Source organism: Streptomyces sp. WAC 04229 (genome assembly GCF_003947455.1).
In the GTDB taxonomy this organism is placed as follows: Bacteria; Actinomycetota; Actinomycetes; order Streptomycetales; family Streptomycetaceae; genus Streptomyces.
Genome location: NZ_QHJH01000115.1, coordinates 1 through 21714 on the forward strand (window position 1 = coordinate 1; position 21714 = coordinate 21714).

General features: G+C 74.0%; 20 protein-coding genes. 15 read left to right on the top strand and 5 right to left on the bottom strand.

What is annotated here, in order from left to right; genetic code table 11:
- The 6 genes from DMH12_RS25680 to DMH12_RS25710 all read left to right on the top strand — a co-directional run.
- Window positions 1-1399 (top strand): DUF2252 domain-containing protein (locus DMH12_RS25680; RefSeq protein WP_260474345.1); only part of this gene is annotated, 1399 nt, incomplete at its 5' end.
- 227 nt (window positions 1400-1626) lie between these two features.
- Complete coding sequence (locus DMH12_RS25690; RefSeq protein ID WP_125493829.1) at window positions 1627-2442, top strand: hypothetical protein; 816 nt, start codon at window positions 1627-1629, stop codon at window positions 2440-2442.
- A 59-nt stretch (window positions 2443-2501) separates the two neighbouring features.
- Entirely contained in the window at window positions 2502-2831 is a 330-nt protein-coding gene (locus DMH12_RS25695) for a rhodanese-like domain-containing protein (RefSeq protein WP_125493845.1), read from the top strand.
- 180 nt (window positions 2832-3011) lie between these two features.
- Window positions 3012-3830 (top strand): DUF5819 family protein, encoded by an 819-nt coding sequence (locus DMH12_RS25700; protein WP_125493830.1) that lies wholly within the window; start codon window positions 3012-3014, stop codon window positions 3828-3830.
- Window positions 3827-5122 (top strand): HTTM domain-containing protein, encoded by a 1296-nt coding sequence (locus DMH12_RS25705; RefSeq protein ID WP_125493831.1) that lies wholly within the window; start codon window positions 3827-3829, stop codon window positions 5120-5122. Before DMH12_RS25700 ends, DMH12_RS25705 begins: the two co-directional genes overlap by 4 nt.
- The gene (locus tag DMH12_RS25710; RefSeq protein ID WP_125493832.1) at window positions 5119-5880 is read left to right on the top strand and encodes an RNA methyltransferase; all 762 of its coding nucleotides are present in this window, start codon (window positions 5119-5121) and stop codon (window positions 5878-5880) included. The genes DMH12_RS25705 and DMH12_RS25710 overlap by 4 nt, the downstream gene beginning before the upstream one ends.
- Window positions 5881-5890: 10 nt before the next feature.
- Here DMH12_RS25710 and paaN read toward each other — a convergent pair whose 3' ends face one another.
- Window positions 5891-7582 carry a phenylacetic acid degradation protein PaaN gene (gene paaN / locus DMH12_RS25715; RefSeq protein WP_125493833.1) on the bottom strand — a complete coding sequence of 564 codons (1692 nt, stop codon included), beginning with the start codon at window positions 7580-7582 and terminating at the stop codon, window positions 5891-5893.
- A 184-nt stretch (window positions 7583-7766) separates the two neighbouring features.
- Here paaN and DMH12_RS25720 point away from each other — a divergent pair, with 184 nt between their 5' ends.
- Both DMH12_RS25720 and DMH12_RS25725 read left to right on the top strand, forming a co-directional pair.
- Window positions 7767-9284: a 3-hydroxyacyl-CoA dehydrogenase gene (locus DMH12_RS25720; RefSeq protein ID WP_125493834.1), complete on the top strand. Its 1518-nt coding sequence runs from the start codon at window positions 7767-7769 to the stop codon at window positions 9282-9284.
- Window positions 9281-9883: a TetR/AcrR family transcriptional regulator gene (locus tag DMH12_RS25725; protein WP_125493835.1), complete on the top strand. Its 603-nt coding sequence runs from the start codon at window positions 9281-9283 to the stop codon at window positions 9881-9883. Before DMH12_RS25720 ends, DMH12_RS25725 begins: the two co-directional genes overlap by 4 nt.
- A 23-nt stretch (window positions 9884-9906) precedes the next feature.
- On the opposite strand, the gene DMH12_RS25730 is transcribed toward DMH12_RS25725, so the two are convergent.
- On the bottom strand, window positions 9907-10407 hold the full coding sequence (locus DMH12_RS25730; RefSeq protein ID WP_125493846.1) for an Lrp/AsnC family transcriptional regulator: 501 nt from the start codon (window positions 10405-10407) through the stop codon (window positions 9907-9909).
- A gap of 189 nt (window positions 10408-10596) precedes the next feature.
- On the opposite strand from DMH12_RS25730, the gene pdhA reads away from it, so the two are divergent.
- The 6 genes from pdhA to DMH12_RS25760 all read left to right on the top strand — a co-directional run bounded on the left by pdhA (window position 10597) and on the right by DMH12_RS25760 (window position 17908).
- A complete protein-coding gene (pdhA, locus tag DMH12_RS25735; protein WP_125493836.1) occupies window positions 10597-11751 on the top strand; it encodes a pyruvate dehydrogenase (acetyl-transferring) E1 component subunit alpha in 1155 nt (384 codons plus the stop codon).
- Window positions 11748-12752 carry an alpha-ketoacid dehydrogenase subunit beta gene (locus DMH12_RS25740; RefSeq protein ID WP_125493837.1) on the top strand — a complete coding sequence of 335 codons (1005 nt, stop codon included), beginning with the start codon at window positions 11748-11750 and terminating at the stop codon, window positions 12750-12752. Before pdhA ends, DMH12_RS25740 begins: the two co-directional genes overlap by 4 nt.
- Window positions 12752-14179, top strand: coding sequence for a dihydrolipoamide acetyltransferase family protein (locus tag DMH12_RS25745; protein WP_125493838.1), 1428 nt, complete (start codon window positions 12752-12754; stop codon window positions 14177-14179). Before DMH12_RS25740 ends, DMH12_RS25745 begins: the two co-directional genes overlap by 1 nt.
- Window positions 14180-14259: 80 nt before the next feature.
- The gene (locus DMH12_RS25750; protein ID WP_399188738.1) at window positions 14260-15324 is read left to right on the top strand and encodes an NTP transferase domain-containing protein; all 1065 of its coding nucleotides are present in this window, start codon (window positions 14260-14262) and stop codon (window positions 15322-15324) included.
- Entirely contained in the window at window positions 15324-16814 is a 1491-nt protein-coding gene (locus DMH12_RS25755; RefSeq protein ID WP_125493839.1) for a molybdopterin molybdotransferase MoeA, read from the top strand. The genes DMH12_RS25750 and DMH12_RS25755 overlap by 1 nt, the downstream gene beginning before the upstream one ends.
- Window positions 16811-17908, top strand: a complete 1098-nt coding sequence (locus DMH12_RS25760) for a TrkA family potassium uptake protein (protein ID WP_125493840.1) — start codon at window positions 16811-16813, stop codon at window positions 17906-17908. The genes DMH12_RS25755 and DMH12_RS25760 overlap by 4 nt, the downstream gene beginning before the upstream one ends.
- A gap of 44 nt (window positions 17909-17952) precedes the next feature.
- On the opposite strand, the gene DMH12_RS25765 is transcribed toward DMH12_RS25760, so the two are convergent.
- Window positions 17953-18801: an ABC transporter permease gene (locus tag DMH12_RS25765; protein WP_125493841.1), complete on the bottom strand. Its 849-nt coding sequence runs from the start codon at window positions 18799-18801 to the stop codon at window positions 17953-17955.
- Window positions 18798-19826 carry an ATP-binding cassette domain-containing protein gene (locus DMH12_RS25770; protein WP_125493842.1) on the bottom strand — a complete coding sequence of 343 codons (1029 nt, stop codon included), beginning with the start codon at window positions 19824-19826 and terminating at the stop codon, window positions 18798-18800. The genes DMH12_RS25765 and DMH12_RS25770 overlap by 4 nt, the downstream gene beginning before the upstream one ends.
- Window positions 19827-19988: 162 nt before the next feature.
- Here DMH12_RS25770 and DMH12_RS25775 point away from each other — a divergent pair, with 162 nt between their 5' ends.
- Complete coding sequence (locus DMH12_RS25775; protein ID WP_125493843.1) at window positions 19989-20981, top strand: NAD(P)H-quinone oxidoreductase; 993 nt, start codon at window positions 19989-19991, stop codon at window positions 20979-20981.
- Between the two features lie 84 nt (window positions 20982-21065).
- On the opposite strand, the gene DMH12_RS25780 is transcribed toward DMH12_RS25775, so the two are convergent.
- Window positions 21066-21380: a hypothetical protein gene (locus DMH12_RS25780; protein WP_125493844.1), complete on the bottom strand. Its 315-nt coding sequence runs from the start codon at window positions 21378-21380 to the stop codon at window positions 21066-21068.
- Between the last annotated feature and the right edge of the window lie 334 nt (window positions 21381-21714).

The following is a 21714-nucleotide window of genomic DNA, read 5'->3' on the forward strand; positions in this document are numbered from 1 at the left end:
GGGGTCGGACGGGGGCGCGCGGGTGCCGGTCGTGCCGGGCTTCGCGCGGTGGCCCGCGGAGGGCTTGCCGAAGGCGGAGGGCAAGGCCGTGCGCACCCGCGTCCCGCGCTCCGCGCACGCCGCGCTCGACCTGGACGCCGGCCGCCCGGACGTGCTCGCCGCGGTCGAGGAGTCGAACCGGGGCCGGATCCCCGGGCTCGCCCCGCTGCGGGCCGGGCGGATGGCGGCCACGCCGTTCGCCTTCCTGCGCGGGTCGGCGGGCCTGATGGCGTACGACCTGGCGCGTACGCCGATGACCGGGATCGGCGCCCAGATCTGCGGCGACGCGCACGCGGCGAACTTCGGTCTCTACGGTGACGCCCGCGGCGGCATGGTCATCGACCTCAACGACTTCGACGAGACGGTCCACGGCCCCTGGGAGTGGGACCTCAAGCGGCTCGCCGCGTCGCTCGTCCTCGCGGGCCGGGAGGCCGGCGCCGACGAGGACACCTGCCGCGAGGCCGCCCACGGCGCGACGGGTGCCTACCGGCGCACCATGCGGCTGCTGGCCAAACTCCCGGCGCTGGACGCCTGGAACGCCATCGCGGACGAGGAACTGGTCTCCCACACCGACGCCCACGACCTGCTCGGCACCCTGGAACGGGTGGCCGAGAAGGCGCGGGCCAACACCAGCGGGCGTTTCGCGGCCAGGTCGACCGAGGCCACCGAGGAGGGCGGGCGGCGCTTCGTGGAGGCGCCGCCGGTGCTGCGCCGGGTGCCGGACGCGGAGGCGGCGACGGTCGCGGCCGCGCTGGAGCAGTACCTGGCCACGCTCTCCGAGGACCGGCTGCCGCTGCTGGCCCGGTACGCGGTGCACGACGTCGCGTTCCGCGTCGTGGGCACCGGCAGCGTGGGCACGCGGTCGTACGTCGCGCTGCTCCTGGACCACCGGGGCGAACCGCTCGTCCTCCAGGTCAAGGAGGCCCGGCCGTCCGCGCTGCTGCCCCACCTGGCCACGGCCGGCTTCGACGCCCCCGATCCCGGGCACGAGGGCCGCCGGGTGGTCATGGGGCAGAAGCGGATGCAGGTGGTCAGCGACATGCTGCTGGGCTGGACGACGGTCGACGGGCGGCCGTTCCAGGTGCGGCAGTTCCGCAACCGCAAGGGCAGCGTCGACGCCACGGCCCTGGCCGCCGACCAGCTGGACGACTACGGCCGCATGACGGGCGCCCTGCTGGCCCGCGCCCACGCGCACAGCGCCGACCCGCGGGCCGTCGCGGGCTACTGCGGCAAGAACGACGAGCTGGACGAGGCGGTGGCCGCCTTCGCCGTGGCCTACGCCGATCGGACGGAGGCCGACCACGCCGTACTGGCCGCGGCGGTGCGCAGCGGGCGGGTGGCGGCCGAGCTGGGGGTGTGAGGGCCGTCGCGGCCCGCTGGGGCGACCCGATCGTGGCCCAGCCCCTGTCGTCAAACTCCCGTCTGCCCCGCGACGCCATGCACGCACTCTCGCCGCGCGGGGCCCTGACCCAAGTACATCCAGTACGAGGATCAGGGCCCCGCACGCCGAGAGCACGCACCTGACGCCGCGAAGCCCGCCCTCCGGGCGGACGACGGGAGTTTGACGACAGGACCTAGGCTGGACGGGTGACGACGCCGGAAGCTGAGCCCGAGCAGGGGGGTGCGCCGCGTCCCGAGGAACGGCTGGAACAGGCCGTACGGGCCGCCGAGCAGGCACTCATCGAGTACGAGATCGCGCTGGAGACCTTCCGGGTGGAGGTCGAGAACTTCTCGCGGCTGCACGAACAGCGGCTCGGCCCGGTGTACGCGCGTCTGGAGGAGCTGGAGGCGCAGATCCTGGAGGCCAGGGCGGCGCGCACCGGCGACGCCGCCGACCGGGAGCGGGCCGACGAGGCCCGGGCCCGGCTGATGCCGATCCCCGGGGTCGAGGAGCTGCTGAACGGCTGGATGGACGGGGACGGGCTGTTCCCGGAGGCCACGGCGATGCTCACGGACCAGGCGGTACGGCCCCCGCAGCGGGTGCGGCCGAGCGAGGAGGCCCGCAAGCTCTACCGCGAGCTGGCCCGCAAGGCCCACCCCGATCTGGCCCAGGAGGAGGACGAGCGGGTCCGGCGCGAGGAGTTCATCACCCGCGTCAACGCCGCCTACGCCCGCGGCGACGCGGCCCAGCTGCGTGCGCTGGCCGAGGAGTGGGCCGCCGGGCCGGTGCCCGAGCGGCGCCCGAGCCGGGGCGAGGAGCTGTACGCCCGCCTGGAGTGGCTGGACCGGCGCAAGGAGATGCTGACGCTGCTCGCCAAGGAGCTGGAGGAGAGCGCGATCGGCGCCATGCTGCGGCTGGCCCCGGACGACCCCGACCGGCTCCTCGAGGAGATCGCCGAGCAGCTCGCCACCCAGGTGCGGGAGCGCGAGGCGGAGCTGGCGGCGGCGCTCGGGCGGGACTGAGCGGCACGGACCCGGGCGGCGGCTCGGGTAGCGTCTGGTCCATGAGTTTCGGAGCTGGTGTGCCCACGGTCGGGGTCGCAGACCTCAAGGACGGCGACTTCCTGCTGGACGTCCGCGAGGACGACGAGTGGCAGGCGGGTCACGCCGCCGGTGCGCTGCACATTCCCCTCAGCGAGTTCGTGGCCCGGTACGGCGAGCTGGCCGAGGCCGCGCCGCAGGACGGCAGGATCCACGTGCTCTGCCGCGTCGGCGGGCGTTCGGCGCAGGCCACCATGTACCTGGTCCAGCAGGGCGTCGACGCCGTGAACGTCGACGGCGGCATGCAGGAGTGGGCCGCGGCCGGGCGGCCGGTCGTGGACGAGAAGGGCGAGCCGGGGCACGTTCTCTAGGCTGTCCCGTGATCCCGCGGATGTGGTGACGGCCACGGTGCGGCCGGTCCGCCGGGGGATGTGCGGGCGGCCGGTCCTGAGTACCGTTCCCGTTCGAACGTGGCCGGGCGGCCGGGCTGTGCCGCCCGGGCGCCCCGCGGTGCGCGGGCGGATGGACGGATCGGGACCGAACGGGGCGGAATGGAAGCGTACGACACAGGCTCGGACGCCCGGCAGGGGCGGGACGGGCAGGAGGACCCGGCCGGGTCCGACGGCGCGTCGGAACAGACCGGCGGGGCGGACGGGACCACCGGTGCCTCCCGGGCCGCGGCACCCCGCACCGGAGTCGCCGCGCTCTCCCCGCGCTACCAGGTCGGTGCCGTGGTCGCCCTCGCGGTCGTCGCGATCGCCGTCTGCGCCCACATAGGCCTGGTGTTCCTGCACGTGGCGCCCTCCAACACCCTCACCAAGCAGCACGGCGAGGCGGTGGACGAGTGGGTCTTCCCGGAGTTCGAACAGAACTGGAAGCTCTTCGCGCCCAACCCGCTCCAGCAGAACATCTCGGTCCAGGTCCGCGCCGACGTGAGCACGGCGGGCGGCGAGATACGCACGACCGGCTGGTACGACCTGTCCGCGGAGGACGGCCGCGCCATCGACGGCAACCCGCTGCCGAGCCACACCCAGCAGAACGAACTCCGCCGGGCCTGGGACTTCTTCGTCTCCAGCCATGACTCCGACAACCGGCCGGTGGGCATGCGGGGCACCCTCTCCGAGACCTACCTGCGGCACATCGCCGTCCAGCGGCTGGAGCGGAACGACGCCGCCGGAGAGGGCGGGACCGTGGAGCGCGTCCAGTACCGGTCGCGGACCACCAACGTGGAGCCGCCGCCGTGGACCGGTGAGAAGGTCTCCGACCGGCCGGCCTATCGCGAACTGCCCTGGTGGACGGTGCCCGGCGGCACGGGCCCGGGGGACGGCGGCGCGGCCGGCGGCGACGCGAGGAACGGAGGTGCCGCGTGAACGGCGTCGCCCTCTCGGTCTCCCGCTCCATCGCCCGCGTCACCGGCGCCGCGCTCGGCCCGTACCAGACCGCCGTGATCCGCATCGGCTTCAGCGCCACCTGGCTGCTCTTCCTGCTGCGCGAACTCCCCCACCGGAGCGAGCTGTACGGCCCCGAGAGCCCCTGGAGCCACGACCTCGCCGAGCAACTGATCGCGGACAACGGCGCCTTCACGGCGCTGATGTGGTCCGACTCGGCCGCCTGGTTCGAGATCGTGTACGCGCTGGCCGTGCTGAGCAGCGTGCTGCTCCTGCTGGGCTGGCGCACCCGGACCATGTCCGTGCTGTTCATGGTCGGGGTGCTCTCGCTGCAGAACCGCAGCGTCTTCATGGGCGACGGCGGCGACAACGTCCTGCACCTGATGAGCATCTACCTGGTCCTCACCCGCTGCGGCCGGGTCTGGTCGCTGGACGCCCGCCGGGCGCGGCGCGGCGACGAGGCACGCGCGCGTGGAGAGCGAGTCCGGGACCGGGTCGGGCCGCTGCTGTGGTCCGCGTTCGGCTTCGTCCTGCTCACCGTGACGCTCGCGGGCGGGATGGACGGCGACTGGTTCGTCCCCGCGCTGCTGTGGGCGGTGTGGGCGGCACTGGGCATCGGCTGGGTCGTGGGGCGCGCGGCCGAGGGCAGCCAGCCGCGGATCCTGCTGGACGTGGTCACCGACATCGTGCACAACGGCGCGCTCTTCGTGATCATGGCCGAGGCGTGTCTGATCTACGCGACCGCCGGCTGGTACAAGATCCAGGGCTCGCGCTGGCAGGACGGCACGGCCGTCTACTACCCGCTGCACCTGGACTACTTCTCGCCCTGGCCCGCGCTCTCCGACGCCCTCGCCGGCAACGGCACCATGGTCATGCTCATCACCTACGGCACGGTCGCCGTACAGGTCGCCTTCCCGTTCACCCTGTTCAACCGGCGGGTCAAGAACGTGCTGCTGGCCGCCATGATGACCGAGCACGCGGTGATCGCCGTCACGCTCGGGCTGCCGTTCTTCTCGCTGGCGATGATCGCCGCCGACGCGGTGTTCCTGCCGACGTCGTTCCTGCGCCGCCTGGGCGACGGGGCCACGCGCGCGCGTGCGCGGCTGCTGGGCCGGCTGCCGGCCGGGTTCCCCGGCGGAGGCGGGAGCAAGGGCGGGGCGGGCCGTGCGGCCACGGTGCCGGGCCCGCGGGCCGGATCGGGCGGGGAAGACCCCGCGCAGGGGCCCGAGGGGGGCAAGGGCTCCGAGCAGACCCACGTAGGCTTCAAGGCATGACCGAGCCCGACCCGTTGGCCGCCTGGCGCCGGCACGCCGGGCCGTGTGTCCTGCTGGACGGCTTCCACGCGCTCAAGCACGCGCTGCGGTTCGGCGCCCGGGTGCCGGTGGCCGTCACCACCGACCGCGCGGCCGCCCTCGCCCTCGCCGACGAGCTGGCGCCCGACGTGCGCGACACCCTGGACGGTCTGCTGGCCGAGGTACCGCCCGAGGCGTACGCGTCGCTGGTGGCGCGGCCGCACCCCACGGCGGTGGCCGCCCTGGCGGTACGGCCCTCGCGGGCGGCCGGTCTGGAGGCGCTGGCGCGCAGGCCCCGCAGGGCCCCGGTGGTGGTGCTGGACCAGCCGCGCAACCTCGGCAACGCGGGCGCGGTGATCCGGCTGGCCGCCGGGTTCGGGGCGACCGGGGTGGTCACCACCGGCACGCTCGACCCCTGGCACCCCACGGTGGTGCGGGGCGGGGCCGGGCTGCACTTCGCGACGGTCGTGGAGCGGCTGGAGGTGGCGGAGCTGCCGCCGGGGCCGGTCTTCGCGCTGGACCCCGAGGGCGAGGACATCCGCGGGCTCCGGCCGCCGGACGACGCGCTGCTCGCGTTCGGCTCCGAGCGCAGCGGTCTCTCGCGGGAGCTGCGCGCGCGGGCGGACCACCTGGTGGCGCTGCCGATGCGCCCCCAGGTCTCCAGCTACAACCTCGCGACCAGTGTGGCCATGACGCTGTTCCACTGGAGCGCGACCGGGGGCGCACCGCGGGTGCCGTAGGGAACGGGCCCTAGGCGGGCCGGCGTACCTCCACCACGCGGAAGCGGTTGGCGACGAAGGCGCCGTCGCACAGGGCCGCGTTGGCCGCCGGGTTGCCGCCGGAGCCGTGGAAGTCGGAGAAGGCGGCCGTCTGGTTGACGTACACCCCGCCCGTGAGGTTGAGGGAGAGCTGGGCGGCCTCGTCCAGGCAGACCTCCGTCACGGCCTCCTCGAACTCCGGGTCGGTGGTGTACGCGCCGACCGTCATCGCGCCCTTCTCCCGGACGCTGTGCCGCAGCAGCTCCACGGCGTCGGCGGCGGAGTCGACGGCGACGGCGAAGGAGACCGGGCCGAAGCACTCGCTGGTGTAGACGGCCTCGTCGCCGGGCTTGGCGCCGTCCAGCTTGACGATCACCGGGGTGCGCACGACCGCGTCCGGGAACTCCGGGTGGGTGATCTCGCGGGAGGCCAGGGCGACCTCGCCGAGTCCGGCGGCGGCCTCCAGGCGGGCCTTGACGTCCGGGTTGACGATGGCGCCGAGCAGCGCGTTCGCGCGGGCGTCGTCACCGAGGAGGCCGTCGACGGCGCGCGCCAGGTCGGCGGTCACCTCGTCGTAGGACTTGGGGCCCTGGTCGGTGCGGATGCCGTCGCGGGGGATCAGCAGGTTCTGCGGGGTGGTGCACATCTGGCCGCTGTACAGGGACAGCGAGAAGGCCAGGTTGGCGAGCATGCCCTTGTAGTCGTCGGTCGACTCGACGATCACCGTGTTGACCCCGGCCTTCTCGGTGAAGACCTGGGCCTGGCCGGCGTTGGCCTCCAGCCAGTCGCCGAAGGCGGTGGAGCCGGTGTAGTCGATGATCCGGATCTCGGGGCGGGTCGCGAGGGTCTTGGCGATGCCCTCGCCGGGGCGCTCGGCGGCCAGCGCGACCAGGTTCGGGTCGAAGCCGGCCTCGGCGAGCACGTCGCGGGCGGCCTGGACGGTGAGGGCGAGCGGCAGCACCGCGCGGGGGTGGGGCTTGACCAGGACCGCGTTGCCGGTGGCGAGGGAGGCGAACAGGCCCGGGTAGCCGTTCCACGTCGGGAAGGTGTTGCAGCCGATGACCAGGCCGATGCCCCGCGGCACCGGCGTGAACCCCTTGGTGAGCGCGAGCGGGTCGCGCTTGCCCTGGGGCTTGGTCCACTCCGCGGTGTCGGGGGTGCGGGCCTGCTCCACGTACGCGTAGGCCACGGCCTCCATGCCGCGGTCCTGGGCGTGCGGGCCGCCCGCCTGGAAGGCCATCATGAAAGCCTGTCCTGAGGTGTGCATGACGGCTTGGGCGAACTCCATGGTCCGCGCGCCGATCCGGCGGAGGATCTCCAGGCAGACCATCGCGCGCAGCTCGGCGCCCGCGTCCCGCCACGCCTTCTGGCCGGCCTTCATGGCGGGCAGCAGCACGTCGAGGTCCGCGTGCGGGTACTGGACGCCCAGCTCGACGCCGTACGGGGAGACCTCGCCGCCGACCCAGTCGTCGGTGCCGGGCTGGCCGAGGTCGAGGCGGGTGCCGAGCAGGGCGTCGAAGGCGGCCTTGCCCGCGGCCATGTCCAGGCTGCCGTTCTCCCCGTAGGCCTTGGGGTGCTCGGGGTGGGGGGACCAGTACGCGCGCGTGCGGATCGTCTCCAGCGCCAGGTCCAGGGTCGGCCGGTGCTGGGCGATCAGCTGGTGTGCGGTGAGTTCGGCGGCCATGCGGGACCAACTCCTCGTCTCCCACAAACTCGCCGTCGACGCCGCGTCGACTCTCCGTCGAGTCTGTGGACTGGGGGGAAACCTGGGCGGGAACGGGCGGACACGGCTAGAGTAACCGAACGATCGGTCGGGACAAGGGGGACCGCCGCATCTGTGGAAAACCCCGTGCGGGAGGATCGCGCACATGACAGCACTCGACCTCAGCAGCCCCGTGGCCGTCGTCGGCACCGGCACCATGGGCCAGGGCATCGCCCAGGTGGCGCTGGTCGCGGGCCATCCCGTACGGCTGTACGACGCCGTCCCCGGCCGGGCCCGGGAAGCGGCCGACGCGATCGGCGCCCGGCTCGACCGGCTCGTCGAGAAGGAACGGCTCACCGGTCCCCAGCGGGACGCCGCCCGCGCCCGGCTGAAGGCCGCCGGGGCCCTCTCCGACCTGGCCGACTGCGCCCTGGTCGTCGAGGCCGTCGTGGAGCGGCTGGACGTCAAACAGGAGCTGTTCCGGGCGCTGGAGGACGTCGTCGGCGACGACTGCCTGCTCGCCACCAACACCTCCTCCCTGTCCGTCACCGCCATCGCCGGCGGGCTCCGCAACCCCGGCCGCTTCGTCGGCCTGCACTTCTTCAACCCCGCGCCGCTGCTGCCGCTGGTGGAGGTCGTCTCCGGCTTCGCCACCGACGTCTCGTCGGCCACGCGCGCGTACGAGACGGCCCGCGCCTGGGGGAAGACCCCGGTCGCCTGCGCCGACACCCCCGGGTTCATCGTCAACCGCATCGCCCGGCCCTTCTACGCCGAGGCCCTCGCCGTGTACGAGGACCAGGGCGCCGACCCGGCCACCATCGACGCCGTGCTGCGCGAGTCGGGCGGCTTCCGCATGGGCGCCTTCGAGCTGACCGACCTCATCGGGCAGGACGTCAACGAGTCCGTCACGCACTCCGTCTGGCAGGCGTTCTTCCAGGACGTGCGGTTCACGCCGTCGCTGGCCCAGCGCCGCCTGGTCGAGTCCGGGCGCCTCGGCCGCAAGAGCGGGCAGGGCTGGTACGACTACCGGGACGGGGCGGAGCGGCCCGAGCCGCACACCGCCGAGCCGGCCGACCCGCCCGCGTACGTCGTCGCCGAGGGCGGCCTGGGGCCGGCCGCCGAGGTGCTCGCGCTGATCCGCGCGGCGGGCATCGAGGTGCGCGAGGAGGCCGAGGACAACGGCACGCGGCTGGTCCTGCCCGGCGGCGGGCAACTCGTGCTCGCCGACGGCCAGACCTCGGTGGAGTTCCGGGACGTCGTCTACTTCGACCTCGCGCTCGACTACCGCGCGGCGACGCGTGTCGCCCTCTCCGCCGCGCAGAACACCTCCCCGCGCACGGTCGCCGAGGCCACGGGCCTGTTCCAGGCGCTCGGCAAGAAGGTCAGCGTCATCGGGGACGTCCCCGGCATGATCGTCGCCCGCACGGTCGCCCGGATCGTCGACCTGGCGGTGGAGGCGGTCGCCAAGGGCGTGGCGACCGAGGAGGACGTCGACACCGCGATGCGCCTCGGTGTGAACTACCCGCTGGGGCCGCTGGAGTGGAGCCGCCGTCTCGGCGGCGACTGGGCCTGCTCGGTCCTCGGCAACCTGCACGAGTGCGCCCCCACGGGCCGGTACGCGCCGTCCCTGGCGCTGTACCGCCACGCGTACGCCGCCGACAAGCAGGAGGGCACCCCCTCATGACCACCGCCAGGCGCGACACGTACACGCCCGAGACGCTGCTCTCCGTCGCCGTGCAGGTCTTCATCGAGCGCGGCTACGACGGCACCTCCATGGAGCACCTCTCCAAGGCCGCCGGAATCTCCAAGTCGTCGATCTACCACCACGTCACGGGCAAGGAGGAGCTGCTGCGCCGCGCGGTGAGCCGGGCGCTGGACGAGCTCTTCGGGATCCTCGACGAGGAGCACGCGCGCGTGGGGCCCGCCGCCGGGCGCCTGGAGTACGTGGTGCGCCGCATGGTCGAGGTGCTGATGGCCGAGCTGCCCTACGTGACGCTGCTGCTGCGGGTGCGCGGCAACACGGACACCGAGCGGTGGGCGCTGGAGCGGCGGCGGGAGTTCGACCACCGGGTCGCCGCCCTGCTGAAGGCCGCGGCGGCCGAGGGGGACGTCCGCGCGGACGTGGAGGTGCGGCTCGCGACCCGTCTGGTCTTCGGCATGATCAACTCGATCGTGGAGTGGTACCGCCCCGAGGGTCCCGACGGCCGGGCGGGCGCGGGCGAGCGCGAGGTGGCCGACGCGGTGGCGCGGCTGGTCTTCGGCGGGCTGCGCAAGGCGTCCTAGTCGCCGCCCCGGCGCCCGCGCGGTCAGCTCTGGGGTTCCAGGTCCTCGGTCTCGAACACCAGCAGGGTGCGGGTGCTGAGTACCTCCGGGATGGCCTGGAGGCGGCTGAGCACCAGCTCGCGCAGGGCCCGGTTGTCCGGCGTGTGCACCAGCAGGAGGACGTCGAAGTCACCGCCCACCAGGGCGATGTGCGAGGCCCCGGGCAGCTGCCGCAGCTGCGCCCGGACCGTGCGCCAGGAGTTCTGGACGATCTTCAGGGTGATGTACGCCGAGGTCCCGTGCCCCGCGCGTTCGTGGTCGACGCGGGCTCCGAAGCCGCGGATGACGCCGTCCTCGACGAGCCGGTTGATGCGGGCGTAGGCGTTCGCGCGCGAGACGTGCACCCGCTCGGCGACCGACCGTATCGAGGCGCGGCCGTCCGCCTGGAGCATGCGCAGGATGTCCTGGTCGATCGCGTCCAGCGGGCGCGGGGGCGGCGGGGGAGCGGGATCCTCGGGGCCGCCGTCCTCCGGGCGCTCGGCCATTTGTTCAGATGCCACCTGCCCCCGCCTCCCTGTCGTGGACGTCCTGCGTCCATCTCAGGCTGTGGAGAACCGTTTGTCCACAGCCTGGGGCCACCTGTAGCCAAAATGTGCCGGCGACCGAACAATCGGTAGGTGAGGCCCGTCACACCCGTGGCGAGCCGACAGCCGCTCCCACGAGGAGGTGCCGTCATGACGGTCATGGAGCAGCGGGGCGCGTACCGGCCCACACCGCCGCCCGCCTGGCAGCCCCGTACCGACCCCGCGCCGCTGCTGCCCGACGCCGAGCCGTACCGCGTGCTCGGCACCAAGGCGGCGGAGCACGCCGACCCCGAGCTGCTGCGCACGCTCTACGCCCGGCTGGTCCACGGCCGGCGGTACAACGCGCAGGCGACGGCGCTGACCAAGCAGGGACGGCTGGCCGTCTACCCCTCCAGCACCGGCCAGGAGGCGTGCGAGATCGCCGCCGCGCTGGCTCTCCGGGAGCGGGACTGGCTCTTCCCCAGCTACCGGGACACGCTCGCCGTCGTCGCCCGTGGCGTCGACCCCGTCGAGGCCCTCACCCTGCTGCGCGGCGACTGGCACACCGGCTACGACCCCTACGAGCACCGGGTCGCCCCGCTGTCCACGCCGCTGGCCACCCAGCTGCCGCACGCCGTGGGCCTCGCGCACGCCGCCCGGCTCAAGGGCGACGACGTGGTCGCGCTCGCCATGGTCGGCGACGGCGGCACCAGCGAGGGCGACTTCCACGAGGCGCTGAACTTCGCCGCCGTCTGGCAGGCGCCCGTCGTCTTCCTGGTGCAGAACAACGGCTTCGCGATCTCCGTCCCGCTCGCCAAGCAGACCGCCGCCCCGTCGCTGGCCCACAAGGCCGTCGGCTACGGGATGCCGGGCCGCCTGGTCGACGGCAACGACGCGGTGGCCGTGCACGAGGTCCTGTCCGACGCGGTGCGCCGCGCGCGCGAGGGCGGCGGGCCCACGCTGGTGGAGGCGGTGACGTACCGCGTCGAGGCGCACACCAACGCCGACGACGCCACGCGCTACCGGGGCGACGCCGAGGTCGAGACCTGGCGGCGGCACGACCCGATCGAGCTGCTGGAGCGGGAGCTGACCGACCGCGGCCTGCTCGACGAGGACGCCGTCCTGGCGGCCCGCGAGGACGCCGAGGCCATGGCCGCGGACCTGCGCGCCCGGATGAACCGGGACCCGGAGCTGGACCCGATGGACCTGTTCGCCCACGTCTACGCCGAGCCCACCCCGCAGCTGCGCGAGCAGCGGGCACTGCTGCGCGCGGAGCTGGAGGCCGCGGCCGAGGCGGAGACCGGGCCGGAAGGGACGCACCGATGACCACCGTCGCCGCCAAGCCGGCCACCATGGCGCAGGCCCTCACCCGCGCGCTGCGCGACGCCATGGCCGCCGACCCGGCCGTGCACGTCCTCGGCGAGGACGTGGGCACCCTCGGCGGTGTCTTCCGCGTCACCGACGGCCTCGCGAAGGAGTTCGGCGAGGACCGCTGCACGGACACCCCGCTCGCCGAGGCCGGCATCCTCGGCACGGCCGTCGGCATGGCGATGTACGGGCTGCGCCCGGTCGTGGAGATGCAGTTCGACGCCTTCGCCTATCCGGCGTTCGAGCAGGTCGTCAGCCACGTCACCAAGATGCGCAACCGCACGCGCGGCAAGATGCCCCTGCCGCTGACCATCCGCGTCCCCTACGGCGGCGGCATCGGCGGCGTCGAGCACCACAGCGACTCGTCCGAGGCGTACTACATGGCGACTCCGGGGCTCCATGTCGTCACGCCCGCGACCGTCGCCGACGCCTACGGGCTGCTGCGCGCGTCCATCGACTCCGACGACCCGGTGGTCTTCCTCGAACCCAAGCGCCTGTACTGGTCGAAGGACTCCTGGAACCCCGAGGAGCCCACGCCCGTTGAACCGACAGGCCGCGCGGTGGTGCGGCGTTCCGGCCGGAGCGCCACACTCATCACGTACGGGCCGTCGCTGGCCGCCTGCATGGAGGCGGCCGAGGCGGCCCGGGCCGAGGGCTGGGACCTCGAAGTCGTCGATCTGCGCTCCCTGGTGCCGTTCGACGACGAGACGGTGTGCGCTTCGGTGCGGCGGACGGGACGCGCGGTCGTCGTCCACGAGTCGGGTTCCTTCGGGGGCCCGGGCGGGGAGATCGCGGCCCGGGTCACGGAGCGCTGCTTCCACCACCTGGAGGCGCCGGTGCTGCGTGTGGCCGGGTTCGACATCCCGTACCCGCCGCCGATGCTGGAGCGCCACCACCTGCCCGGTGTGGACCGGATCCTGGACGCCGTGGGGCGTCTTCAGTGGGAGGCCGAAAGCTGATGGCACAGGTGCTGGAGTTCAAGCTCCCGGACCTCGGTGAGGGGCTCACCGAGGCGGAGATCGTGCGCTGGCTGGTCGAGGTCGGCGAGGTCGTCGCCGTCGACCAGCCGGTCGTCGAGGTCGAGACGGCCAAGGCGATGGTCGAGGTGCCCTGCCCCTACGGCGGCGTGGTCACCGCCCGCTTCGGCGAGGAGGGCTCGGAGCTGCCCGTCGGCGCGCCGCTGCTGACGGTCGCGGTGGGCGAGGGAACCGCCCCCGGCGGTCCGCAGCAGGGCCCGGGCACGCGCGGCGCCGCAGAGGGGGCGAGGGCCCGGACGACCGAGTCCGCGGCCACCGGGGCCGAGCAGCCCAAGGCCGAGGGTTCCGGCAACGTCCTGGTCGGCTACGGCACCTCGGAGGCCCCGGCGCGGCGGCGCCGGGTGCGTCCGGTGCGTCCGGAGCCCGCCGCCTCGCAGGCCGGCGCCGCGGTGAACGGGCGCCCCGTCCGCACCGCCGAACCGGAGGGTCCCGTCCCGGTCATCTCCCCGCTGGTCCGCAGGCTGGCCCGGCAGAACGACCTGGACCTGCGCGAACTGACCGGCTCGGGCCCCGACGGGCTGATCCTGCGGGCGGACGTGGAGTACGCGCTGCGCGCCGCCACCGCCCAGGGCGGCCGTGCGGCGGTCCAGCAGGGCGTGGCGGACCAAGGGCCGAGCGCCCCGCTCACCGGGTCCCCCGTGTCCTCCGCGCCGCGCCCCGGCGGCATCCGCACCCCCCTCAAGGGCGTGCGCGGCGCCGTCGCCGACAAGCTCTCCCGCAGCCGGCGCGAGATCCCCGACGCGACCTGCTGGGTGGACGCCGACGCGACCGAGCTGATGCGGGCGCGCACCGCGATCAACGCGTCGGGGGGCCCGAAGATCTCCCTCGTCGCGCTGCTGGCCCGGATCTGCACGGCCGCCCTGGCCCGCTTCCCGGAGCTGAACTCCACGGTCGACACCCAGGCCCGGGAGGTCGTCCAACTCGACCACGTCCACCTCGGCTTCGCCGCCCAGACGGACCGCGGGCTGGTCGTGCCGGTCGTCCGGGACGCGCACGCGCGGGACGCCGAGGGGCTCACCGCGGAGTTCGCCCGGCTGACCGAGGCGGCCCGCGCGGGCCGGCTGACGCCCGGTGAGCTGACCGGTGGCACCTTCACGTTGAACAACTACGGCGTGTTCGGTGTCGACGGCTCCACGCCGATCATCAACCACCCCGAGGCGGCGATGCTCGGCGTCGGCCGCATCGTCCCCAAGCCATGGGTGCACGAGGGCGAGTTGGCGGTGCGTCAGGTCGTCCAGCTGTCGCTCACCTTCGACCACCGGGTCTGCGACGGCGGCACGGCGGGCGGTTTCCTGCGGTATGTGGCGGACTGCGTGGAACAGCCGGCGGTGCTGCTGCGCACCCTGTGACGCGAGTGCGGCCGCGCGGACGCTGATTGCGCGGCCTCCCCCACGTTCCCTGTGATCGCGCAGGGCCCCATACTCAGGGGGTGACCGCGTACGAGCCCCCCGGCGATCCCGGCGCCGGCACCGACCCCGCGCCGGGCCCCGGCCCCGCCGGGTACGACGCCGTCGTGCTCGCGGGCGGGGCCGCCCGGCGGCTCGGCGGTGCCGACAAGCCCGGCCTGCGCGTGGGTGGGCGCGCGCTCCTCGACCGGGTGCTCGCCGCCTGCGCCGGAGCGCGCACCACCGTCGTCGTCGCCGACCCCCGTCCCACCGCCCGCCCGGTGACCTGGGCCCGCGAGGACCCGCCGGGTGGCGGACCGCTCGCCGCCCTCGCGGCCGGAGTGCGGCACACCACGGCCGAGTACGTCCTCGTGCTCTCCGCCGACCTGCCGTTCCTGGGCGAACCCACCGTCGCCCGGCTGCTGTCGGCCCTCGCCGCGGGCGAGGCGGACGGCGTGCTGCTCACCGACGCCGACGGCCGCGACCAGCCCCTGGTGGCGGCCTATCGCGCGTCCGCCGTACGTCGCGAACTCGCTGTACTGGCCGCGCAGCGGGCAGGCCGGGAGGCCCGCGAGGAACCGGCGGATCGCAAAGGCCGGGCCGATCGCGAAGACGGGCCCGGCCGGGAAGACCCCGTGGGCGACGAAGGCCGGGCCGGCCGGGCGGATCCGGCGGGCCGCGAAGGCCGGGAGGACCCCGGCGACCGCCTGGATCTCACGGGGCTGCCCCTGCGCCGCCTCACCGGCGCCCTCCGGCTCGCCCGGGTCCCCGACGCCGTCGCCTCCTTCGACTGCGACACCTGGGACGACATCGCCACCGCAAGGGCACGCATCAGGGAGCATGGTCACGTGTTGGATGAATGGATCTCCGCAGCCAAGGACGAGCTGGGCATCGACCTCGACGTCGACACCGGCCTCCTGCTCGACCTCGCGCGTGACGCCGCCCACGGAGTGGCCCGGCCCGCGGCGCCGCTGACCACCTTCCTCGTCGGCTACGTCGCCGGGCGGGCCGGGGGAGGTCCCGAGGCGGTCGCCGAGGCAGCCCGCAAGGCCGCGGCCCTCGCCCAGCGCTGGGCGGCCGAGGCCACCGACGCCCGCCCGGACGCCTGATGGCCTCCCCCGGCACATGGGCCGACGAGGAAGACCTCGACGTCGAGGAGGCGCTCGCCCTCGTGAAGGAGAACCCCGACCGCCCGCACGGCCACCCCGGCCCCCCGCACAGCGACCCCGGACCTCCGCACGTCGATCCCGGCCACCCGCACGGCCGTCCCGGCCCTTCCCACGGCGACCCCGGACACCCGGCGGCCCGCGCCACGACCGGCGGCCGTCAGGGCGGCTCCAACGGCCCCGCCGAGCATCATGCGCACCCTGACTCCCCCAAGTCCCACCACCACGCGACACCCTGGCCCGAGGCCCGCTCCGCCGCCGAGCGCGCCGCCCGCTCCGCCGCCCGTGCCGCCCGCCGCACCCCGGTCTCCGTGCCGCTCGACGCGGCCCTCGGCCTCACCCTGGCCGCACCCCTGACCGCCCTCACCGACCTGCCGTCCTTCGACACCTCCGCGATGGACGGCTGGGCCGTCGCCGGTCCGGGCCCCTGGACCGTGCGCGACGAGGGCGTCCTGGCCGGACACGCGGAGGCCCCGCCCCTGACCGACGGCGAGGCCGCGCGGATCGCCACCGGCGCCCGCATCCCCCCGGACACCACCGCCGTACTGCGCACCGAGCACGGCCGCACCGACGACCGGGACCGGCTCCACCCCACCCGCGAGGTCGTCCACGGCCAGGACATCCGCCCGCGCGGTCAGGAGTGCCGCAGCGGCGACCAGTTGCTGCCCGTCGGCACCCTCACGACCCCGCCCGTGCTGGGCCTCGCGGCGGCCGCCGGGTACGACACCCTCACCACGGTCCCCCGCCCCCGCGTCGACGTCCTCGTCCTCGGCGACGAACTGCTCACCGAGGGCCTCCCGCACGACGGCCTGATCCGGGACGCGCTCGGCCCGATGCTGCCGCACTGGCTGCGCGCGCTGGGCGCCGAGGTCCGCACCGTCCGCCGCATCGGCGACGACGCCGAGGCGTTGGAACGTGCCGTCACGACCTCCGACGCCGACCTGATCGTCACGACCGGCGGTACCGCCGCCGGGCCCGTCGACCACGTCCACCCGATCCTGCGCCGGATCGGCGCCGACCTCCTCGTGGACGGCGTCAAGGTGCGCCCGGGACACCCGATGCTGCTGGCCCGCCTCAAGGACGACCAGCACCTCGTCGGGCTGCCCGGCAATCCCCTGGCCGCCGTCTCCGGACTCCTCACCCTCGCCGAGCCGCTGCTGCGCACGCTCGCCGCCCGCCCGGCGCCCGAGCCGTACACGCTGCCGCTGCGGGACGCGGTGCACGGGCACCCCTACGACACCCGGCTCGTCCCCGTCGTGCTGCGCGAGGACGGGGCCGCGCCGCTGCACTACAACGGCCCGGCCATGCTGCGCGGCATCGCGGCCGCCGACGCGCTGGCCGTCGTACCGCCGGGCGGAGCGCGGTCGGGTCAGGAGGCGGAGTTGCTGGACCTGCCCTGGGCCACCGCCGGAATCGGAGTGTGTTTCACGTGAAACTTCCGGGCCAGGACGCGATCGCCCGCCAGGCGGACGAGCATCTCGTGACCCACCGGGTGAAGCTCCCCAGGACCCTGGTGGAGCACCCGATCCGCCAGGTCGCCAAACGGCTGTCGCTGGCTCTGGTGGTGCTGGTCGCGACGGCGTTCATCGTCTACGCCGACCACGACGGCTACAACGACAACTCGGACGGCTCGGTCGATCTCCTCGACGCCTTCTACTACGCCACCGTCACCCTCTCCACCACCGGGTACGGCGACATCACCCCGGTCAGCGACGCCGCCCGGCTGACCAACATCTTCATCATCACGCCCCTGCGCGTGCTGTTCCTGATCATCCTGGTCGGCACCACGCTGGAAGCCCTCACCGAGCGCACTCGGGAGGAGTGGCGCCTGAACCGCTGGAGGTCCACCTTGCGCGATCACACCGTCGTCGTCGGCTTCGGCACCAAGGGCAGGTCGGCGATCCAGACCGTCTGCGCGACCGGCCTGCGCAAGGAGCAGGTGGTGGTGGTCGACCCGAGCGGGAAGGCCATCGAGGCCGCGACGGCGCACGGCTACGCCGGCGTGATAGGCGACGCGACGCGCAGTGACGTGCTCAACCGCGCCGAGCTGTTCCGCGCGAAGCAGATCATCATCGCCACCCAGCGGGACGACACGGCCGTGCTGGTGACGCTGACGGCCCGGCAGATGAACCGGGGCGCGAAGATCGTGGTCGCGGTCCGCGAGGAGGAGAACGCGCCGCTGCTGAAGCAGTCCGGCGCCGACGCCGTGATCACCAGCGCCAGCGCCGCGGGCCGGCTGCTCGGGCTCTCGGTGCTCAGCCCCGCCGCCGGCATGGTCATGGAGGATCTGATCAGCCAGGGCAGCGGACTCGACCTCATCGAGCGTCCCGTCATAAAGGCCGAGGTGGGCAAGAACCTGCGCGAGGTGAGCGACCTGGTGGTGAGCGTCCTGCGGGGGCACCGGGTCCTGGGGTACGACGACGCGGCCGTCGGCGGGCTGGAGCTGACGGACCGGCTGATCACGATCGTGCGGGCGACGCCGACCACCCAAGTGGCGCCCGACGCCCGCCCGCTGCCCCGCGACTGAAGGGGCCCCGCCACTGACGCGGCCCCCTCGCGATCGCGGACCCGCTACTTGCGGTTGTAGAGCCGCATCGTGACCGGGCCGAAGACCAGCAGGAGCGCGCCCGCCCAGCCCAGCGTCCAGGCGATCTCGACGCCCGGCCACTCGCCCGCCATCAGACCGCGCACCGCGGACGCGAGGTGGGTGATCGGGCTGTTGTTGACGAAGGCCTGGAGCCAGCCCGGCATGGTCTTCGGGTCGACGAAGACGTTGGACAGGAAGGTGAGCGGGAAGATCACCATCATGCTGACGCTCATCACCGACTTCTCGGTGCGCAGCATCAGCCCGAACATCGTCCAGATCCACGAGAAGGCGAACGAGAAGACCAGCAGCAGCGCGATGCCGGCGACCACGCCGACGAACCCGCCGTCGGGCCGGTAGCCGAGCAGCAGACCCACCGCGAGCATCACGACGGACGCGATGGTGTAGCGCAGCGCGTCGCCGAGCAGGTAGCCGACCATCGCCGAGGGCCGCCAGATCGGCAGTGAGCGGAAGCGGTCGAAGACGCCCTTCTCGATGTCGATGTTCACCGAGACGCCGGTGTACATCGTGATCATCACGACCGACATCACGAGGATGCCCGGCAGGACGAACTGGATGTAGTCACCGGGCGAACCTGCCAGCGCACCGCCGAAGAGGTACGTGAACATCAGCAGGTTCATGATCGGGAAGGCGGTTACGTCGAAGAGCTGCTCCGGCACGTGCTTGATCTTGAGGATCGCGCGCCAGCCGAACGTCACGGACGTGGACAGGGCACTGGGCCGGGGCGGGCGCTCCTTGGCCACCAGCAGCGCCGCCAGGGAATCGGCGCTGACCGGGGAGAGTTCCTTGCTCTCGGGGCTCGTGGCCGTGCTCATGCCGCCACCTCGTCCTTCTTGTCGGTGCCGGAGCCGGCGTCGGGGCCGGCGCTCCGGCCGGTGTCGTGTCCGGTCAGCGCCAGGAAGACCTCGTCGAGGCTGGGCTGTCCCAGGGAGAAGCTGTCGACGGTGATGCCGGCCCGCGCCAGCTCACCGAGCGCCTTGGCGGCCTGGTCGGCGGCGGTGTCGCCGGCCACCGCGCTGAGGCGTGCGCTCAGTGCCACCGGGTCGGGCTCCAGCTGCACCTCGGCGACCAGCAGGTTCCGCAGCAGCTGCTCGGCCTCCGGGCGCTCCTCGGCGTCCCGCAGCCGCAGATGGACGGAGCCGGTGCCGACGGACGCCTTCAGCTCGCCCTTGGTGCCCTCGGCGATCACCTTGCCCTTGTCGATGACGGCGATCCGGGATGCCAGCTGGTCGGCCTCGTCCAGGTACTGCGTGGTCAGCAGCACGGTGGTGCCCTGGGCGACGACCGCGCGCACGATGTCCCACACCTGGTTGCGGCTGCGCGGGTCGAGGCCGGTGGTCGGCTCGTCCAGGAAGAGCAGGTCGGGGGTGTTGAGGATGGACGCGGCGATGTCGATGCGCCGCCGCATACCGCCGGAGTAGTGCTTGACCTGCTTCGCCGCGGCGTCCGTCAGGCCGAAGGCCGCCAGCAGTTGCTCGCCCCGCTCCCGCGCGGCCACCTTGCCGTGACCGAGGAGGCGGCCCAGCAGGATCAGGTTCTCGGTGCCGGTGAGGTCCTCGTCCACGGAGGCGTACTGGCCGGTGAGGCTCACCCGGCTGCGTACCTCGTCCGCCTCGCGTACGACGTCACGCCCGAAGACCCGGGCCTCGCCGGCGTCCGGCCGCAGCAGGGTGGCGAGCATCTTCACCGTGGTGGTCTTGCCCGCGCCGTTCGGTCCGAGGACGCCGTAGACCGTGCCGGCGGGTACCGAGAGGTCCACCCCGTCCACGGCCCGGGTCTCGCCGAACGTCTTCACCAGTCCCGCGGTCTCGATCGCGGGGCCGGACGTGTGCGTGCTCATGCTGGTGGTCCTTCCGCCTTCTTGGGCTACGCATGGGGAGACCTTTACCGTCGCGCAAACTCATCGGTCGTGCGAAGGGATTTCCGCAGGGACGGTCCCAAAGTCGCAGTGCGCTCGGTCCGGGGACCCGGGCACGGGGGACCACAGGAGTAGCGTCGCCCCATGCATGCGATCACGATTTCCGAACCCGGTGGCCCCGAGGCGCTGGTCTGGACCGAGGTCCCCGACCCGGTGCCCGGCGACGGCGAGGTCCTGGTCGAGGTGGCGGCCAGCGCCGTCAACCGCGCCGACATCATGCAGCGCCAGGGGTTCTACGACCCTCCGCCCGGCGCCTCCCCGTACCCCGGCCTGGAGTGCTCCGGGCGGATCGCCGCGCTCGGGCCCGGCGTGTCCGGCTGGGCCGTCGGCGACGAGGTCTGCGCGCTGCTCTCGGGTGGCGGCTACGCGGAGAAGGCCGTCGTTCCGTCCGGCCAGCTGCTGCCGGTGCCCGAGGGCGTCGGCCTCAAGGAGGCGGCGGCGCTGCCCGAGGTGGTCTGCACCGTCTGGTCGAACGTCTTCATGGTCGCCCACCTGCGGCCCGGTGAGACCTTCCTCGTGCACGGCGGCTCCAGCGGCATCGGCACCATGGCGATCCAGCTCGCCAAGGCGGTGGGCGCACGCGTCGCCGTGACGGCGGGCACCCCGGAGAAGCTGGAGCGCTGCGCCGCGCTGGGCGCCGACATCCTGGTCGACTACCGGGAGCAGGACTTCGTCGCCGAGCTGAAGGAGGCGACGGGCGGCGCGGGCGCCGACGTGATCCTCGACAACATGGGGGCCAAGTACCTGGACCGCAACGTCCGGGCCCTCGCGGTGAACGGCCGGCTGGCGATCATCGGCATGCAGGGCGGCCGGAAGGGCGAGCTGGACATCGGCACGCTCCTCGCCAAGCGCGCCGCCGTGAGCGCGACCTCGCTGCGGGCCCGCCCGCCGGAGGAGAAGGCGGCCATCGTGGCCGCCGTACGGGAGCACGTCTGGCCGCTCTTCGCCGGAGACGACAGTGCTCGCGTACGCCCGATCGTCGACCGCGAACTGGCGATGAGCGACGCCGCCGACGGCCACCGGGTGGTGGAGGAGAGCGGCCACATCGGCAAGGTGCTGCTGGTCACCGGGGCCTAGACCTTCCGGCGGAACGGCTCGCCCGGAGGGCCGCGGCGCGGCGCCGTGCCCGGCGGGCGAGCCGTGGTCCGCCATGGTGCCGGCCTACCCGCGGCGCAGGCGCAGGCCCACGAAGGCGAGGGCCAGGCCGAGGCCGATGAGGACCAGGCCGCTGCCCAGGGGGAGCACCCGCAGCACGGGTTCGGTGGCGGCGGCTCGCGTGCCGGTCCCGGGCTGGGGCCGGGACGGCGCGGCGGAGGGCACCAGGGCGGCCTCGCCGGAGGGCTCGGCGGTGGCCGGGTCCTCGGCCGGGCCGTCGTGGTCGCCCCGCGCCCTGCGGCCGGCGTTCTCGTGGGCGCGGTCCTGCTCCGGCCTCCACTCCCCGGCGCGGCCGGGCCGCTGCCTGCCCTCGCCCGGCACGCTCCCCGCCCGGGACGGCTCGGCCGTGGAGGCGGCGGGGGCCGCGGAGCGCGCCGAGGTGCCGGACGCCGAGGGCGAGGCGGTGGTGGAGGGCGTGGCGGAACCGTGCGCCCTGCCGCCCCCCGGCCGGGTCTGCCCGGCGGAGGGCGCGGCGGGACCTGCCTCGGGACGCGCGGGGCGCTCCGGGCGGCCGGGCCGCTCGTGCCCGTTGGACTCCCCGGGACCTTCGTGCTCTACACCCCCGACGCCGCCGGCCGGCCACTCTGGGCTGCTTTCGGGGGGCGCCGCATCATTTTAAAAAAAAAGCTATCGCCTCCATCTCACCTACCCACCA

What these genes read in the sequence shown, in the direction of transcription:
- DMH12_RS25700 (WP_125493830.1), top strand. Translation starts at nt 3,012, where the DNA reads ATGGAAGCGTACGACACAGGCTCGGACGCCCGGCAGGGGCGGGACGGG.
- DMH12_RS25710 (WP_125493832.1), top strand. Translation starts at nt 5,119, where the DNA reads ATGACCGAGCCCGACCCGTTGGCCGCCTGGCGCCGGCACGCCGGGCCG.
- paaN (WP_125493833.1), bottom strand. Translation starts at nt 7,582, where the DNA reads ATGGCCGCCGAACTCACCGCACACCAGCTGATCGCCCAGCACCGGCCG.
- DMH12_RS25720 (WP_125493834.1), top strand. Translation starts at nt 7,767, where the DNA reads ATGACAGCACTCGACCTCAGCAGCCCCGTGGCCGTCGTCGGCACCGGC.
- DMH12_RS25725 (WP_125493835.1), top strand. Translation starts at nt 9,281, where the DNA reads ATGACCACCGCCAGGCGCGACACGTACACGCCCGAGACGCTGCTCTCC.
- DMH12_RS25730 (WP_125493846.1), bottom strand. Translation starts at nt 10,407, where the DNA reads ATGGCCGAGCGCCCGGAGGACGGCGGCCCCGAGGATCCCGCTCCCCCG.
- pdhA (WP_125493836.1), top strand. Translation starts at nt 10,597, where the DNA reads ATGACGGTCATGGAGCAGCGGGGCGCGTACCGGCCCACACCGCCGCCC.
- DMH12_RS25740 (WP_125493837.1), top strand. Translation starts at nt 11,748, where the DNA reads ATGACCACCGTCGCCGCCAAGCCGGCCACCATGGCGCAGGCCCTCACC.
- DMH12_RS25745 (WP_125493838.1), top strand. Translation starts at nt 12,752, where the DNA reads ATGGCACAGGTGCTGGAGTTCAAGCTCCCGGACCTCGGTGAGGGGCTC.
- DMH12_RS25755 (WP_125493839.1), top strand. Translation starts at nt 15,324, where the DNA reads ATGGCCTCCCCCGGCACATGGGCCGACGAGGAAGACCTCGACGTCGAG.
- DMH12_RS25765 (WP_125493841.1), bottom strand. Translation starts at nt 18,801, where the DNA reads ATGAGCACGGCCACGAGCCCCGAGAGCAAGGAACTCTCCCCGGTCAGC.
- DMH12_RS25770 (WP_125493842.1), bottom strand. Translation starts at nt 19,826, where the DNA reads ATGAGCACGCACACGTCCGGCCCCGCGATCGAGACCGCGGGACTGGTG.
- DMH12_RS25775 (WP_125493843.1), top strand. Translation starts at nt 19,989, where the DNA reads ATGCATGCGATCACGATTTCCGAACCCGGTGGCCCCGAGGCGCTGGTC.